Below are 16,682 nucleotides of genomic sequence, written 5' to 3' on the forward strand. Positions count from 1 at the left end.
ACGAGTCTGGATCCCCGACCATGGACGGCATACGGCCCGCATTTCGCTGCGTGTGCCGTCTGCACGCCTGCGCGCTCGCGCTCCTTTCTTCCTCCTTGGCCCGTCGAGTCTCAACCCGGCGCCCTGGCGCTGTTCGAAGGCAAGGGAGATGCATCGAGATGGCCACCTACCCCGTCCAGATCACCAACAACACCAACCTGGCGCTGGACATCTACACCACCCTCAACAAGAACCCCGCGACCGATCCGCCTTCCACCAATCCGGCGGACTATACCGCCGTGTACACCCTGCAAGGCTCGCTGGGCGCCAACCAGAGCACCACCTTGCCCCTCACCGAGAGCCTGGCGCGGCTGGTGATCGTGCGCCAGAGCGACCAGTTTCCCTTGCTGGTGCAGGTGGCCAACGCCCTGTTGCCGGACTCGGAACAGGTGCGGGTCGGCAACCAGGATGTGACCACGGCCAACTCCGGTTGGGCGTTCTACCAGTCGTTCATCAGCCAGCCCTTCACTCCCACCGCCCTGGAATTCTGCGAACTGGTCAGCGATACCCCGGCCAACGCCCTCAACGACAAGGCCGCCTCTTTCTTCGCCGCCAATGGCTACCCTGGGGTGAGTTTCGCGCTGTTCTCGGCCCTGGGTTACTGGGCCAACAACCAGCTGTACGCCTATCCGGGCACCTACTACTGCTACGAGCCCCCCAGCGGCAACTCCATGGGCTTCATCCTGCCCACCACCCAGGTGGGCACGTTGACCATCGCCGACGGCAAGGCCAACTACAGCCCCAGCACGGGCGGCGGCAGTGCGCTGCAGTTCCAGTACGGCCAACTGACCAGCCCGGGTGCCGACGACAAGCACGGCTTCAACACCACCGGGTTCATCCGCGACCTGACCTGGGAAGGCAAGCCCGAAGTGATTACCTGGGCCTTTGTCGGTACCTGTGACGGCCAGCAGTTCATCGCCCAGTCCTACCAAAACCCGCAGTTGCCCTGGTACGCAGTCGCCTACGACATGGCCTATGGCGCGTTGTTCACCGTGCAGCTGGCGATGACCCTCGACGCCGCGATCAACCTGCTGGGCACCGTGGCCAACGGCATGCAGTGGCTGGCGCAGAATACCGGCAAGCTGATCAGCCGCATCCAGGACAGCCTCAACAGCACCGGTGACACCGCCGGCGCCGGGAGTGGCGTGGGCGACGCAGCCGATCCGGTCAACGTCGATGTGGACATCGACGTGGATATAGACGTCGATGTGGACGTGGATATCGACATCGACATCGATGTGGACGTGGACGTGGATATCGACATCGATATCGACGTCGATTTCATCGCGGTGGTGGATGTCGATGTAGACGTGGACATCGACGTGGACATCGATGTGGTGACCGACACCGAGACGGACATCGACATCGATGTCGACGTGGATATCGACACCGATGTGAACGTCGAGCCCGGCGCACTGATGAAGGTGGTCAATGGCGTCGGCAACTGGATCATGACCAAGGCCTTGCCGACCCTGATCGAAGGGGCGGTGATCTACGTCGCCTTCCAGAGCGTGGGCGCGATCTTCCAGGCCTGGAAGAACCAGGACGAGAAGGACATCGAGAACCTGCAACCGCGTCAGAGCACCGGGGTGGGCGTGCTGGTCAACTACATGCTGCAGGACGACAAGCCAGTGGCGGCTCGCTGGCAGACCTTCAGCCAGTATGTGGCCGAAGTGCAGGGCGATCCGAAGACCGTCGGCGTGACGATTTCCACGTTGCTGCAGACCGGCAACACCAAGGCCGACAACGACGCGGCCAACTGGCGCTGGTCCAGCGACGACGAGAACCAGGTGGTGGCCAGCATGGCGCCCTACACCGGTGACCAGGCCTACAAGGCCTTCGTGATACTCGGCAACGCCACCTACCAGGGCAAGCCGCTGCCGGTGAAGGTGGGGGCGAGTGTTGCGATGAAGTACCTGGCCGCGCAAGGCGCCTGAGGAGCGAACCGCATGAGCATGACGACCCGCAACAACCACGAACAGGTGCAAGCCACCCAATACCCGAGCGCCGAAGACCACCGCCGCCGCTGGCGGCGGCTGGCCCAGGCCATCGCGGCCAGGGCCGCGGACATCAGCGACGATCCGGCCCTGCTGGTCGCGCCGCAGCGCCCCGGCACCCTTGAGATCCTTGGCTCGGGCATCGAGGCCTCGGACTTCAGCCGCAGCGACGAGGCGCGGATCCTCGCCGCCGACCATGTGTTCTATTGCGTTGCCGACCCGGCCACCAAGATCTGGATCCTCTCGCAGCGTCCGGACGCTTTTGACCTGTACGTGCTCTACGACGACAGCAAACCGCGTTACCTGACCTACATGCAGATGACCGAGGCCATGCTGCATCACGTGCGCAACGGCGAGCATGTAGTGGCGATCTTCTATGGCCACCCCGGCGTATTCGTGCTGTCGACCCATCGCGCCGTGACCATCGCCCGCCGTGAAGGGCACCACGCCAGCATGCGTGCCGCAGTCAGCGCCCTCGACACCCTGTGTGCCGACCTGGGCGTGGACCCCAGTCAACCCGGCATGCAGATGTACGAAGCCACCGACATGCTGATCCGTCGCCGCCAGCCGGACCCGGGGCTGCACCTGGTGCTCTGGCAGGTCGGCCTGATCGGCGAGCTGGGCTACCGACGCCAGGGGTACCTGAACAGCAACTTCGCCGTGTTGCTCGACTACCTGGAGGCGCTCTACGGCCCGGAGCACCCGGTGATCAACTATGTCGGTTCGCGCTACCCGGGGATCGATCCGCTGATCGACCGGCAAACCCTGGCCAGCCTGCGCGATCCGCTGGCGCAATCGTGGGTGACCGGGATCTCCACCTTCTACCTGCCGCCGCGCACCGCAGGGCAGTCGGATCCGCAGATGCTCGAGCGGCTGGGGCTGATCCGCCCCGGCCAACCGGTGCGCGCCGCCAGTGATCCATTGCGGGTGATCGACCGCTACGACAAGCGTGAACGTCGTGCCTTCAGCGATTTCGCCCGCTTCGATGTGCCGGCCAGTTACCAGTGGCAGGCCGACACCGGTGCCGGGCGTTTCATTCTTGCCTTGTCCGACGATGCCGAGTTGCGCCGGCAGTACCGCGACGACCCCCAGGCCGCGGTGCAGGCCTGGGGCGGGCTGGATGCCCGCGAACGGCATCTGCTGGGGCAACGCGACCCGGGCGCGGTGCAACTGGCAGCCAAGGGTGCCGATGCCCAGCGTCATCCCGGCAATCGTGAGGGGGTCGAGCACCTGCTGACCTATACCTCGGCCAGCAGCGCCTTGCACCGGGCGCTCAGCGCCGCCGCGCCGGGCGAACTGCGTGCTGTAGCCGCGGCTTGGTCGCGCAAGGCTGGCCTGAGCATCGACTGGCCGGGCATGAATGCCGAGCTCAATGCGCTGCTGCAGTCGAGCCTGGCGCCCTGGAGCGGCTTCTACCTCGACAGCAGTCGACGCATGAGCCTCTCGTTGTTCAGCCGCATGAAGAACGCCGGCCTGCGTGTCGACCTCGATGGCCAACCGCTGGTGGGCGTGCGCTATCAGTCGGGCGTGCTGACTTGGAGCGCCGAGGCCGGCAATGGCAGTTCCGGTTATCTGCAATCCGATCTCTCGGTGCAGGGCGGGCGCAGCTGGATCGGGCTGGTGTGGCCCGCTGGGGAACAGGCCGGGAGCGGCTACAAGGTGGCTTTGCGCGGGCAATCGCTGGCGCGTCCGGCATGCCTGGCGGTAGGGGATTATCGGGTCGCAGGGGAGGCGCTGCGCATCGTGCCCTCGGCCTCGGCTAGCCAAGGGGTTGATGTGTTGCGCGAGGGCCTGGCGTTGCCCGGCGAAGTACTGTTCAACGGACGTGACACACGCATCGGTGAGCGACGCCTGGCACTGTCGACACGTCGTTTCGAGGACCTGGCGCAGTGGGCCCAGGGGGCTTACCGCCTGCGCCTGGTGCATGGTCGCCTGGCCGAGTTGCTGGCGTTGCGCCTGGGGCCCTACGGGCTGGAGATCGCTGGCAAGCCGGTAACCGCCGAATTTCGCGAGGGACGCATCCAGTGGCAGGGTGGCCCGCCGGCCGTGGAGTCCGGCCAGTTGGACGTGACCCTCGATCCGATCACGCTCAAGCCGCTGTTGCATGGCCAGGGCCGCAGCGCCGCGGGCAGCAAGGTGCAACTGCGCGGCATGGCCCTGATCGAGCCGCTGTGGATAGGCCAACTGCTCGAGCGGCCACGGTTGGGCTTGCCCGAGTGGGCCTGGCAGCACCTGGTGGCGGTGATGGTGGCGGCCAGCGACAAGGGCGGGATCTTCCTCTGGCATGGCTATGACCGTGCGCGCGGCAACCTGCGCCTGTTGCGCGAGGCGCTGGCGCGGTTGCGCCAGGATGAAATGGAGGATGCCGGATGAACATGCGCGTGCAGCCGTTGCTGGCCGGGGTGGATCGTGCCTGGCTGATGGCCGAGGCCGGTGCACGGCCCCGGCGCAACCGTCTGGTTCTCGAATACGACACCCGGCGCTTTCCCTTCGCTGCGGCACTGACGCGGGACGTGTACAAGGTGCAGCGCCTGGACCGGCTGCACCTGTATCTGCGCCAGCACTACCTCGAACGTGGCCGCCCTGCGCGGCTGCGCCCAAGGGACAACCTGCTGCTCAGCGACATGATGGAGCGTCAGCCTGCCACGGCCGATTTCTGGACCCTCTACCACGCCTTCATGCTCCAGGTGCTGGCGCCGTTGGTGGGGCGTGGCATTTCCTATACCAGCCACCCGAAGCTGCGCGTGCACCTGGCCGGCACGCCCAGCGTGAGTTCGTTCCACCACGATATCTGCGTTACCGAGCGCATCGACCAGGTCAACTTCTGGATGCCGTTCACCGATGTCGAGGCTGGCGCCGCCCTGTGGCTGGAAAGCGACTATGGCAGTGCCGACTACAGCCCGGTCAGACTGCGCTACGGCCAGGTGTTGATCTTCGATGGCGGCTACCTGGGGCATGGCTCGATGCGCAACGACAGCGAGCGTACCCGGGTCAGCCTGGACATGCGCTTCTCCTACAAGAAAGCCACCACCCGCGCCGAAGGGGTCGCCTTGCTCGACCACCTGGCCGGGATCCTCGCGCCTGACAGTGTCAGTGAAGGAGTACCGACATGAACAATCAAGCCTTGCAGAGCCTGCTCGATGGCCTGGTCGACCCCGGCTACGCCATCCGGCCGCCCAGGGCGGTGTCGCTGGTGCACTACGGCCCGGACGGGGTAAACGTCGCCACCCGGGGGAGGGCCGAGTACCACGCCCAGACCGATGGTGGCCTGGAGGTGCGCTACCGCTCGGTGGACGCCGGGGGCGCGCCGCATGCCGACAGCCACCTGCTGATCGATGCCCAGGGGCGGGCGCGCTCCTCGATCACTCGCCTGCTCGATGACCAGGGCCAGGTGCGGCGCTCGGTGTTCGGCCAGTACGACGCCTTGCACCTCACTGCCGCCGGCACGCCGTCCCACGGCATGGCCACGCTGTCGGCGAACGATGCCCAGGGGCATCTCGTCCATCAGGCGCAGATGGCCTACGACGAGGAGTGCTATGCCAGCTACAGCACCCGCCAGTTCGATGCCGATGGCCGTCTGCTGGGACGTACCTGCGTGTCCTATGGGCAGGCGCAGATGGCCGGAACCCGGCTGACAGGAGGCATGCTCGCGGTAAACCATACCGATGGCCGCGGCACGCGGACCTACAGCGCCAGGTCCTACCTGGGGGCCACCGGCGTGCCTTACCAGGTGATCGGTACGCGCTATATAGAAGGCGGCAATGCCGTGCTGGAGCACATCAACTCCGACTACGGCGGCGTGCTGTTCGACGCCCGCCGCCAGGTCCATGGCGGCGAACTGGTGGTACGCACCTTTGCCGCCTGCGGCAAACCCCGTAGCGCCACGGCCCTGCGCTATCGCCAGGGGCAACTGGTGGGCCGGCAGCGGCTGGACCTGGAAGGCGTCATGAAGGTGGTCGGGCCTGCGCCGTTGCTCTGCTCCTTCGCCCCCTGGGCGCCCAACCGCGCCGCCGATCGCAGCAGTGTGCAACGGCGCCAGGACGGCAGCCTGTTGCAGCGGCGCGAAGACTGGTTCACCCAGCCGGGCAGCAGCGGAACGCCTCGCCGGACGCTGGTGACCCTGTATGCCCGCGACGGCCAGCGGGTGATCCGTGTGACCGACGTGGACTATGCCGGGGCGCAGTTCGACAGCCGTGGCCTGCCGGTCGGCGGCAGCATCCTGTCCACCCATTACCAGGCCGGGGTGCGCAGCACCACGGCGTGCATTGCGTATTGATGTGTCATTCACCGCAACCAGCAAGGAGAGCAACGTGAACACTGCCAATACCGCCAAACTGAGCACCGCCACGCAAATCAACGAGACCGTCAAGCTGAGCAATCAGTCCGGTGTCGATGTCGTGGTGCTCGACGCCCATGCCGCCAGCGGCACCAGCGAACAGGGCTACCTGCAGGACCTCAAGTTCCTGTCGATGGCCAGCGGCAACGTGCTGAAAAACGGTGCCAGCACCACGGCCACGCTGCATGACACCTATGTCAACAGCCAGCACCAGACCGCCGTATCGCATCTCTACAACCTGCTGGTGTCCAGGACCGACTCGCTGTTTCCGGTGATGACCGTGGGCGAGCAGCTCGACTTCAATACCGAGACCTACCCCGACATCAATATCACCGCAGCGGCGGCGAAGAACATGCAGACCGCTCTGACGTTCTGCCAGAACATCATGACCTCGCCTTCGTCGCAGATGTCGGCCAACTTCCAGTCGGCCATGAAGGATGCCTTCAGCAGCGGTTCGGTTGCCGATGGCAATGCCAAGATGGCGGCGTTCTTCAACCAGTACCCGACGTTCGCTGGCCTGGACTTCCCCAGCTATGTCGCGGTCAGCACCTGGATGCGCGGCTTCGCCTATCTGTGGGGAATGAACGATCAGGGCAAGCCGGGCGCGACCTTCTACGTGTACTCGGCGGCCACCGGGCAGAATGCCAAGGGCGCGACTTCCGAGGGCACCATCACCTTCACCCGCAAGGCCAACGCGCCGTCGCCGGCCGACCCCAGCGACCGCCAGAGCGCCTATACCATCACCCTCACGTCCCAGGGCAGCAGCAAGACGCTGCAGTTCTCCAATGGCCAGCTGATCGACAGCAGCGGTGGCGCCATCACCCTGAACTGCACCTTCGGCTACAAGGGCACTTTCACCGGCAAGGATTCGGACACCACAGCCCTGACCCTGCTGGCCGGCACCATGCTGGGCAAGTCGGTGATCGCCATCCCGCTGGCGCCGGAGTCGGGCTGGGACAAGTTCTGGTCGAGCCTGACCTTCGGCACCGTGTTCAAATACTTCATGGAGGCCATGGGGCTGTGGATGGCCCTGGACTTCCTCAAGCAGAAACTGACCGCCAAGAACGACGAGCTGGCCGAGGACAAGGCCAACGAGAACGACGGCAAGGACCCCACCTCCGAGCAGGTACAGGACGCGCAGAACGACGGGCAGCAGGTCGGCGACCAGGCCCGTGCCGACAACCAGGCGCAGCTCGACAATGCCTCGGGCGACGTGCAGGCCGAGGTACCGAGCGAGGCGGATTTCTCCTCCTCGGTGTCCGAGGTGCGCGCCAGCGGCAGTTCGGCGTACAAGTCGGTGGCCAGCGACAATACTGGCGGGGCGATCGACAGTGCCGCCGAACAGGTGAGCGACCTGGCCCGGATCGAGGTGACTGATCAGCTGGAAGAGGCTAACGACAATCTGCTCGAGGCCAAGGGGCAGCTCGAGGCCGGCGATATCTCGGGGGCCAACACCAACGTCACCACGGTCAACGAGCAGTTGCCGCAGATCGTCGAGGATATGGGCAATGCGGTGAATGAAGAACTCGCGGAGCAGGTCAAGGAGGCTGTGGAGGTACAGGCGGAAGCAACCGAGCTGTCGGAGGAGGTCAACGATACCGCCGAGGAAACCGAGGGCGGCACCGAGGAACCGTTCGAGGACGGTGTGTTCCCGGAAGTCTGAGGTAGCTCCGGGAAGCGCGGCCCACCCTGATGCGAAGTGCCGCATTGACAGGGTGGGCCGCGTTTGTTTGTGCTGGCAATTCGGTTACAATCCGTCAATCGTTTCAGCCTTGTCGGTCAATCCGACCAAAGGCTGGCACGTCCAATGTCTCTCTGGCTGCTGAACAATGATCACAACAAGCCTGCGCTGAAGAACATGGAATACCTGGGCCAGCCACAGGCCCACCCTCCGTTCTACTGACTGGAATCGATCAATGTTCAAGAAAGCTGGCAAGACCTTGCTGGGTCTGGCTGTCGCGGCGAGCTTCATGCAAGCGCACGCTGCCGACACCAAGAAAGTCGACGTGCTGCTGGTTGGCGGCGGCATCATGAGCTCCACCCTGGCTGTCTGGCTCAACGAGCTGGAGCCAAGCTGGTCGATGGAGATGGTCGAGCGCCTGGACGGCGTCGCCGAAGAAAGCTCCAACGGCTGGAACAACGCCGGTACCGGCCACTCCGCGCTGGCCGAGCTGAACTACACCCCGGAAGACAAAGACGGCAACGTCAACATCACCAAGGCCATCGAGATCAACGAGTCGTTCCAGATCTCCCGCCAGTTCTGGGCCTGGCAGGTACGCCAGGGCGTGCTGAAGAACCCGCACTCGTTCATCAACACCACCCCGCACATGAGCTTCGTCTGGGGCGATGACAACATCAAGTTCCTGAAGAAGCGCTACGACGCCCTGCAGGCCAGCCCGCTGTTCCGCCCGATGCAGTACTCCGAGGACCACGCGCAGATCGCCAAGTGGGTCCCGCTGATGATGGAAGGCCGTGACCCGAACCAGAAGCTGGCGGTCACCTGGACCCCGATCGGCACCGACGTCAACTTCGGCGAGATCACCCGCCAGTTCGTTGGCAGCCTGCAGACCAAAGAGAACTTCGATCTCAAGCTGTCCACCGAAGTGCAGGACATCACCCGCAATGAAGACGGCTCCTGGCACGTCGAGTACAAGAACCTGAAGGACGGTACCGAATCGGCCACCGACGCCAAGTTCCTGTTCATCGGCGCCGGTGGCGGCGCGCTGAAGCTGCTGCAGAAGTCGGGCATCCCGGAAGCCAAGGAATACGCAGGCTTCCCGGTAGGTGGCTCGTTCCTGGTGACCGAGAACCCGACCGTTGCCATGCAGCACATGGCCAAGGCCTACGGCATCGCCTCGACCGGCGCGCCACCCATGTCGGTACCGCACCTGGACACCCGCGTGCTGGACGGCAAGCGCGTGATCCTGTTCGGGCCATTCGCCACCTTCTCGACCAAGTTCCTGAAGAACGGCTCGTACCTGGACCTGCTGAGCAGCGCCACCACCCACAACGTCTGGCCGATGGCTCGCGTGGGTATCGACCAGTACCCGTTGGTGGAATACCTCGCCGGCCAGCTGATGCAGTCTGACGACGACCGTTTCGCAGCCCTGCAGACCTACTTCCCGAACGCCAAGAAGGAAGACTGGAAGCTGTGGCAGGCCGGCCAGCGTGTGCAGATCATCAAGCGTGACGAAGAGAAGGGCGGCGTGCTGAAGCTGGGCACCGAGGTCGTGGCTTCCCAGGACCGCACCATCGCCGGCCTGCTGGGCGCCTCGCCAGGTGCCTCGACAGCCGCGCCGATCATGCTCAACGTGCTCGAAACCGTGTTCAAGGAGAAGGTCGCCACCCCTGAGTGGCAGGCCAAGATCAAGGAAATCGTGCCGAGCTACGGTACCAAGCTGAACGACTCGGCCGCTGCCACCCAGAAAGAGTGGGACTACACCGCCGAAGTGCTGCAGCTGGAGAAGCCGCCGGTGCTCGATCAGAGCGTCAAGACCACCGCCGCCCCAGGCGCACCGGTCGAGAGCAAGCCTGCGAACGACATGGCGCTGTAAGGCCCATGCTTGCCGGGCTTGCCCGGCAACACCAACCACGAGGATCGCCCTTGGCGGCCTCGTGGTTTTTTTGTGCCTGGACTATCGATAGGAACGGCTCCCGCCGCTGGCAGGCCGGGGTTCAACGCTGCTCGAGAATGCTGCCCAGCAACCCTGGAAAACGGCTTTCGAGCTCATCGCTGCGCAACGAGTTCATGTGCGTGGTACCGACATTGCGGGTGTACACCAGCCCCGAGTCACGCAGTACACGGAAGTGATGGGACATGCTCGACTTGGGCCGGCCGCCGTCCAGCTCGCCGCAGCTGGCTTCGGCGACGCCCGCCAGGCGGCGCACGATTTCCATGCGCACAGGGTCGCTCAAGGCGTAGAGCAGGCGCTCCAGCGTCAGGTCTTCGGGGTTGGGGTGGGTATAGGCTCGCATGGCCAACATGATAACGGGGGTTTCACAAATTGCCATAGTTCGAATATGATCGAACAATCGTATCCAACCCCATCCCTGGAGTTAGCTCATGGCCGCATTGTTCGAACCCTATACCCTCAAAGACGTCACCCTGCGCAACCGCATCGCCATTCCGCCGATGTGCCAGTACATGGCCGAGGATGGCCTGATCAATGACTGGCACCAGGTGCATTACGCGGGCCTGGCCCGTGGTGGCGCCGGCCTGGTGGTGGTCGAGGCCACCGCGGTGTCCCCGGAAGGGCGCATCACCCCCGGCTGCGCCGGGATCTGGAACGACACCCAGGCCCAGGCGTTCGTGCCGGTGGTCAAGGCGATCAAGGCCGCCGGTTCCGTGCCGGGCATCCAGATCGCCCACGCCGGGCGCAAGGCCAGCGCCAACCGCCCCTGGGAAGGTGACGACCACATCGCCGCCGACGATGCCCGTGGCTGGGACACCATCGCCCCGTCCGCCATCGCCTTCGGCGCCCACCTGCCGAAAGTGCCGAAGGCCATGACCCTGGACGATATCGCCCGGGTCAAGCAGGACTTCGTCGATGCCGCACGCCGCGCCCGCGATGCCGGCTTCGAATGGATCGAACTGCACTTTGCCCACGGCTATCTGGGCCAGAGCTTCTTCTCCGAGCATTCCAACCAGCGCACCGATGCCTACGGCGGCAGCTTCGACAACCGCACGCGCTTCCTTTTGGAAACCCTGGCCGCCGTGCGTGAGGTGTGGCCGGAGAACCTGCCGCTGACCGCCCGCTTTGGCGTGCTGGAGTATGACGGCCGTGACGAGCAGACCCTGCAGGAATCCATCGAACTGGCGCGCCGGTTCAAGGCCGGTGGCCTGGACCTGCTGAGCGTCAGCGTTGGCTTCACCATTCCCGAGACCAACATCCCATGGGGGCCGGCGTTCATGGGCCCGATCGCCGAACGTGTGCGTCGCGAGGCCAAGCTGCCGGTGACCTCGGCCTGGGGCTTCGGCACCCCGGAGCTGGCCGAAGGCGCGTTGCAGGCCAACCAGCTGGACCTGGTGTCGGTGGGGCGTGCGCACCTGGCTGACCCGCACTGGCCGTATGCCGCTGCCAAGGCCCTGGGCGTGGAAAAGGCTTCGTGGACCTTGCCAGCGCCTTATGCGCACTGGCTCGAGCGTTATCGCTGAGTGAGGCAGGGGCTGCTTTGCAGCCCTTTCGCCGGCAAGCCGGCTCCCACAGTGATCGGCGCTATCCAGCGAGAACACCGTCTGACTGAGCCCAGCACCCTGTGGGAGCCGGCTTGTCGTGGCGACGAACTGCGGCGAATGGGCCGCGACGCGGCCCCCCTTTCAAAATCGGCTCAATCGATAGGCCCCGATTTGCGGGCAGTCTTCGCCATTTACCAACTGCCCCATCCATTCCGCCGTCACCGCCGCCTGGGTCAACCCCAAATGCTGGTGCCCGAACGCCAGCAACACCTTGCCATCGGCCACCCGGTCGATCACCGGCAGCGAATCCGGCAGCGAAGGCCGGAACCCCATCCACGGTGTCGCCCCCTCGGCATCCAGCTCGCGCCGGAACAAACCCTTGCTCAACCTGTGCAGTTGCCACGCCCGCTGCATGCTCGGCGGCGCCTCGAGCCCGGCGAACTCCACCGTGCCGGCCAGGCGCAGGCCGTCGGCCATGGGCGTCATGATGAACTTGCGCTCCAGCGAGGTGACGGCAAACGGCAGGCGCTGCTGCTCCGCCGGCAGCATCAGGTGGTAGCCGCGCTCGGTATCCAGGGGCACCCGCCGGCCGGTCAGGATAGCGGTGAGCTTGGACGAGTGGGCGCCGGCGCTGATCAACACCTGGCTGGCCTCAAGGGGGCCGTGGTTGCTGGCAAGGCTGACGCCCTGGCCATGCACCCGGCCGCCACTGACCTCGGCGCGCAGAAAGCGTACGCCACTGGCCCTGGCGGCGCTGAACAGTTCGCAGACCACTTGATAGGGGTCGAGGAAGTGACCGGTACGCGGGAAGAACAGGCCACCCAGGATCGATGGGCTCAACTGCGGCGCCGCCTCGCTCACCGCCTGTGCCGACCACAGGTCCACGGGTACGCCCTGTGCCTGCATGCGGGCGCGCAACGCCGCGAGGGCCTGGCGCGATTCATGGCGTTCGAACACCAGCAGCGACCCGTCTTCCTTGAGCAAGGGGCTGCGGTCGATGGAGGCGAGCAGCCGTTGCCAGGCGCCAAGGCTGTTTTCATTCAACGTCCGAATGCCCGCCACGCTGCGCTGGAACGGCGCCGGGCGCAGGTTCAGCAGCAGCCGGGTGAACCAGGGCAGGGCGCGGGGCAGATACTTCCAGTCCAGGCGCAGCGGGCCCATCGGGTCCAGCAGCATGGCTGGCAGGCGCTTGAGAATCGACAGGTCGGCGATGGGAAACACCTGCTCGGTGGCCAGGTGCCCGGCGTTGCCATACGAAGCGCCGTGGCCCGGTGCCTGGCGATCGATCAGCAGCACCCGGCGGCCCTGGCGTGCCAGCTGCAGGGCGCAGGCGACGCCGACGATGCCGGCGCCGACCACGGCGATGTCCGTGTCAGTGGCGGTCATGGTTCAGGCTTCCCGCTGGCCATCGAGCAGCCGCCGCAGGTGCAGCGGATTGGCCTGCTGCAATGCACCGGGCAGCAGGGCGTCGGGGAAGTCCTGGTAGCACACCGGGCGCAGGAAGCGCAGGATCGCCGCAGTGCCCACCGAGGTACTGCGGGCGTCCGAGGTGGCCGGGAACGGGCCGCCATGGACCATGGCATCGCTGACCTCGACCCCGGTCGGCCAGCCATTGACCAGGATCCGCCCCGCCTTGCGTTCGAGGGTCGGCAGCAGGTGGCGGGCGCTGTGCAGATCGGCCTCGTCCAGGTGCAGGGTGGCGGTCAGTTGGCCTTCCAGATGCTCGGCCACCTGGCGGATTTGCTCATCGTTGTCGCATGCCACCACCAGCGAGGCGGCGCCGAACACTTCGGCTTGCAGCGTAGGGTCGGCAAGAAACGCCTGCGCGGTGGTGACGAACAATTGAGCCTGGCACTGGTTCGGCCCCTGCGCCGGCAGGCCGCTCGCCGCGCACCGGGCGTTTTGGTTTTCGCTCAGTGCTGCCACGCCGCCGACGTAAGCACTGGCGATACCCGGAGTGAGCATGGTCTGCGCTGCCGCTTGGCGAACATGGGTGCTGGCGGCAACCAGGAAGTGCTGGAGGGCCGGGCCCTGTCGGGCGATCACCAGCCCGGGATTGGTGCAGAACTGGCCGGCACCTTGGGTCAGCGAAGTGACAAAGCCTTGCGCCAGGGCTTCACTGCGCGAGCGCAAGGCGGCGTCGAACAGGAATACAGGGTTGATAGCGCTCATTTCGGCATAGACGGGGATCGGCTCCGGGCGCGCCAGGGCCGCCTGGCAAAGGGCGAGGCCTCCGCTGCGTGAACCGGTGAAACCGACCGCCTTGATGCGTGGATCAGTGACCAGGCCGATGCCCACTTCACGGCCCGCGCCGTATAACAGGGAAAACACGCCTTCGGGCAGTTCGCACTGCGCGACCGCCCGGGCCATGGCCTGGCCAACCAGCTCGCTGGTGCCGGGGTGGGCGCCGTGGGCCTTGATCACCACCGGGCAGCCTGCGGCCAGTGCCGAGGCGGTGTCGCCGCCGGCCACCGAGAACGCCAGTGGGAAGTTGCTGGCGCCGAACACCGCCACCGGGCCAAGGGCCACCTGGCGTTGGCGCAGGTCCGGGCGGGCCAGCGGCTGGCGCTCGGGCAGGGCATTGTCCACGCGCACATCCAGCCACTCACCGGCGCGTACCACCCGGGCGAAGGTGCGCAGCTGGGCGCAGGTGCGGCCACGCTCACCCAGCAGGCGGGCCTTGGGCAGGCCGGTCTCGGTGTGGGCGCGGTCGATCAGCGCATCGCCCAGTGCTTGGATCTGTTCGGCGATGGTTTCGAGAAAACGGGCGCGTTGTTCGAGGGGCGTTTCGCGGTAGGTATCGAATGCCGCCCAGGCCAGGGCGCAGGCCTGAGCCAGCTGTTCGCCGCTGGCGCCGGCATAAGCGGGTTCCAGGGCCTGGTTGCTGCTCGGGTCGATGGCGCGGATTGCTTCGCGGTTGCCGCGCACGGCACGCTGGCCGATCAGCAGGTTGCCTGTCAGGGTCATGGGGCGTCCTTTGGGATTGAGTTTGGGGAAAACGGGCCGCTGTGCGGCCCATCGCCGGCAAGTCGGCTCCCACAGGTACTGCACAAGGCTTGCAGCTTGTGGGCGCTGGTTTGCTGGCGATGGGGTGCGAGGCGGCTCCTGGAATCAGGCCTGGTTCTGCTCGGCCGACCAGCTGGCGTACCAGCTACGGAACAGCGCGTACTGCTGCTCGGCATAGTTGCGCTGGGCGTCGCTGAGGGCATCGGTTTCGTTGAAGTGCAGGCGGTACTCGGTGTCGCCGTTGAGCACCATCAGGTGCTTGTAGTACAGCACCAGGTCGCAGCCTTCATCGAAAGATGACAGCACTGCCAGCGCCGACTCCAGCTCCCGGGCCTGGCGTCGGGCCTTGGCATCGCCCTTGGCGGCGCGCTTGCTCAGGCTGACCAGTTGCAGCACTTCACGGGGCAGCGCATTGCCGATGCCGGTGATGGCGCCGGTGGCGTTGCAGTTGACGAAACCATGCACCACTTGCGTGTCGACCCCCACCATCAGCGTCACGGCATCGTCCTGGGAGGTGATGTGCTCGGCGGCATAGCGCAGGTCGGTGCCGCCACCGAACTCCTTGAAGCCGATCAGGTTCGGGTACTCGCGGCGCAGTTCGAAGAACAGGTCGGCGCGGGTGGCGAAGCCGTAGTAGGGGCTGTTGTAGATCACCGCCGGCAGCTTCGGCGCGGCGGCGAGGATTGCCGAGAAGTGGTGCTTCTGGGCGATCAGCGAGGCGCCGCGGGACAGTACGCGGGGGATGACCATCAGGCCGGCGGCGCCGACCTTGGCGGCGTGGGCGGCATGGGATACGGCTTCGCGGGTGTTCACCGCGCCGGTGCCGACTATGGTCGGGATGCCGGCGGCCACCAGGCGCGCCACGCCTTCCTGGCGCTCGGCCTCGGTCAGCAGCGGCCAGTCGCCCATCGAACCGCAGTACACCACCGCGCTCATGCCGGCGTCGATCAGTTCGCGGCCCTTGCGCACCAGGGCGTCGAAGTCCGGCTTGCGCTCGACGGTGCAGGGGGTCATCAGGGCGGGCATGGTGCCGGTGAAGATGTTGTCGGTCATTGTTGTCACTCCTGGCGGTATTCAGTGGGAAATGAACGGGGTCAGATGCCCCAGGCGAAGGGATCCTGTTCGTCGATCAGCAGGGTGCTGTCGGCGGTCATGTGGGCGCGGCCGGTGATGAACGGGCGAATGCGTTCGCCGTCGCGTTCGTAGCGGCCCTGGAACTGGCTGCCGGTGATGCTGGCCTGGACCCAGGTCTGGCCTTCGGCGAGCTTGCCGTCAGCGGCCAGGCACGCCAGCTTGGCGCTGGTGCCGGTGCCGCAGGGCGAGCGGTCGTAGGCCTTGCCGGGGCACATGACGAAGTTGCGGCTGTCGGCGTTGGTGTCGTCGGCGAACAGCTCGACATGGTCGATCGGGGTGCCGTCCTCGCCGGTGATGCCTTGGGCTTCGAGTGCCTTGAGCAGGGCCCAGGTGTAGTCGGTGAGGGCTTCGCGGTTGTCCAGCTCGATATGCTGGCCGTGGTCGCAGACCAGGAAGAACCAGTTGCCGCCCCAGGCGATGTCGCCACGCACCTGGCCATGCCCAGGCACTTGCACCGCTACCTGACGGCGATAGCGGTAGGACGGCACGTTGCCGACGGTGACGGAACCGTCGTCATGCAAAGTGGCACTGACCTGGCCGACCGGTGTGTCGATCTTGTGCACGCCAGGTTCGATCAGGCCGAGGTGGTGCAGCGAAGCCACCAGGCCGATGGTGCCGTGGCCGCACATGTTCAGGTAGCCGGCGTTGTTGAAGAAGATCACCCCGCAGGTCGCGTCGGCCGAGACCGGCGGGCAATGGAGCGCGCCCACCAGCACATCGTTGCCGCGCGGCTCCAGCAGGCAGGCGCGGCGCCAGTGGTCGTGCAGCTCGCGCAGCTCGTCGCGCTGCTCGGCCATGCTATGGCCGTGCAATGGGGGGAAGCCCTTCATCACCAGGCGGGTCGGTTCGCCGCCTGTGTGGGAGTCGATTACGTGGATCTCTTTCATAGGTCATTTCGTTCCAACGTGTGGGGGAGTCGTGGGGGGGGGGGGGGGGCGGGAGGGGGGGAGGGGGGGTGGGGGGGGGGGGGGGGGGGGGGGGAAAAAAGGGTGGA

General features: G+C 65.9%; 12 protein-coding genes. 7 read left to right on the forward strand and 5 right to left on the reverse strand.

Annotated elements, in window-relative coordinates; all coding sequences use genetic code 11:
* Positions 1-158: 158 nt before the first annotated feature.
* The 6 genes from ACQ4OD_RS06595 to mqo all read left to right on the forward strand — a co-directional run bounded on the left by ACQ4OD_RS06595 (position 159) and on the right by mqo (position 9,926).
* Positions 159-1,976 (forward strand): hypothetical protein, encoded by a 1,818-nt coding sequence (locus ACQ4OD_RS06595; protein WP_198754985.1) that lies wholly within the window; start codon positions 159-161, stop codon positions 1,974-1,976.
* A 12-nt stretch (positions 1,977-1,988) separates the two neighbouring features.
* Positions 1,989-4,409 carry a hypothetical protein gene (locus ACQ4OD_RS06600; RefSeq protein ID WP_430944033.1) on the forward strand — a complete coding sequence of 807 codons (2,421 nt, stop codon included), beginning with the start codon at positions 1,989-1,991 and terminating at the stop codon, positions 4,407-4,409.
* On the forward strand, positions 4,406-5,149 hold the full coding sequence (locus ACQ4OD_RS06605; protein WP_430944034.1) for a hypothetical protein: 744 nt from the start codon (positions 4,406-4,408) through the stop codon (positions 5,147-5,149). The genes ACQ4OD_RS06600 and ACQ4OD_RS06605 overlap by 4 nt, the downstream gene beginning before the upstream one ends.
* Complete coding sequence (locus ACQ4OD_RS06610) at positions 5,146-6,312, forward strand: hypothetical protein (RefSeq protein WP_198754987.1); 1,167 nt, start codon at positions 5,146-5,148, stop codon at positions 6,310-6,312. Before ACQ4OD_RS06605 ends, ACQ4OD_RS06610 begins: the two co-directional genes overlap by 4 nt.
* Positions 6,313-6,346: 34 nt before the next feature.
* Positions 6,347-8,035, forward strand: coding sequence for a hypothetical protein (locus tag ACQ4OD_RS06615; RefSeq protein ID WP_430944035.1), 1,689 nt, complete (start codon positions 6,347-6,349; stop codon positions 8,033-8,035).
* A gap of 253 nt (positions 8,036-8,288) precedes the next feature.
* Positions 8,289-9,926, forward strand: coding sequence for a malate dehydrogenase (quinone) (gene mqo, locus ACQ4OD_RS06620; protein ID WP_102681699.1), 1,638 nt, complete (start codon positions 8,289-8,291; stop codon positions 9,924-9,926).
* A 121-nt stretch (positions 9,927-10,047) separates the two neighbouring features.
* Here mqo and ACQ4OD_RS06625 read toward each other — a convergent pair whose 3' ends face one another.
* Positions 10,048-10,383 carry an ArsR/SmtB family transcription factor gene (locus ACQ4OD_RS06625; RefSeq protein WP_102681700.1) on the reverse strand — a complete coding sequence of 112 codons (336 nt, stop codon included), beginning with the start codon at positions 10,381-10,383 and terminating at the stop codon, positions 10,048-10,050.
* Positions 10,384-10,435: 52 nt separating this feature from the next.
* Here ACQ4OD_RS06625 and ACQ4OD_RS06630 point away from each other — a divergent pair, with 52 nt between their 5' ends.
* A complete protein-coding gene (locus ACQ4OD_RS06630; protein WP_430944036.1) occupies positions 10,436-11,527 on the forward strand; it encodes an NADH:flavin oxidoreductase/NADH oxidase in 1,092 nt (363 codons plus the stop codon).
* A 162-nt stretch (positions 11,528-11,689) separates the two neighbouring features.
* On the opposite strand, the gene ACQ4OD_RS06635 is transcribed toward ACQ4OD_RS06630, so the two are convergent.
* The 4 genes from ACQ4OD_RS06635 to ACQ4OD_RS06650 form a co-directional block, all read right to left on the reverse strand.
* Positions 11,690-12,934: an NAD(P)/FAD-dependent oxidoreductase gene (locus tag ACQ4OD_RS06635; RefSeq protein ID WP_430944037.1), complete on the reverse strand. Its 1,245-nt coding sequence runs from the start codon at positions 12,932-12,934 to the stop codon at positions 11,690-11,692.
* Between the two features lie 3 nt (positions 12,935-12,937).
* On the reverse strand, positions 12,938-14,515 hold the full coding sequence (locus tag ACQ4OD_RS06640; protein WP_430944038.1) for an aldehyde dehydrogenase (NADP(+)): 1,578 nt from the start codon (positions 14,513-14,515) through the stop codon (positions 12,938-12,940).
* 144 nt (positions 14,516-14,659) lie between these two features.
* Positions 14,660-15,607 carry a dihydrodipicolinate synthase family protein gene (locus ACQ4OD_RS06645; protein ID WP_139673056.1) on the reverse strand — a complete coding sequence of 316 codons (948 nt, stop codon included), beginning with the start codon at positions 15,605-15,607 and terminating at the stop codon, positions 14,660-14,662.
* Between the two features lie 41 nt (positions 15,608-15,648).
* Positions 15,649-16,575, reverse strand: a complete 927-nt coding sequence (locus tag ACQ4OD_RS06650) for a 4-hydroxyproline epimerase (protein WP_430944039.1) — start codon at positions 16,573-16,575, stop codon at positions 15,649-15,651.
* Between the last annotated feature and the right edge of the window lie 107 nt (positions 16,576-16,682).

This window comes from Pseudomonas sp. WC1, from assembly GCF_050586565.1.
Lineage (GTDB): Bacteria > Pseudomonadota > Gammaproteobacteria > Pseudomonadales > Pseudomonadaceae > Aquipseudomonas.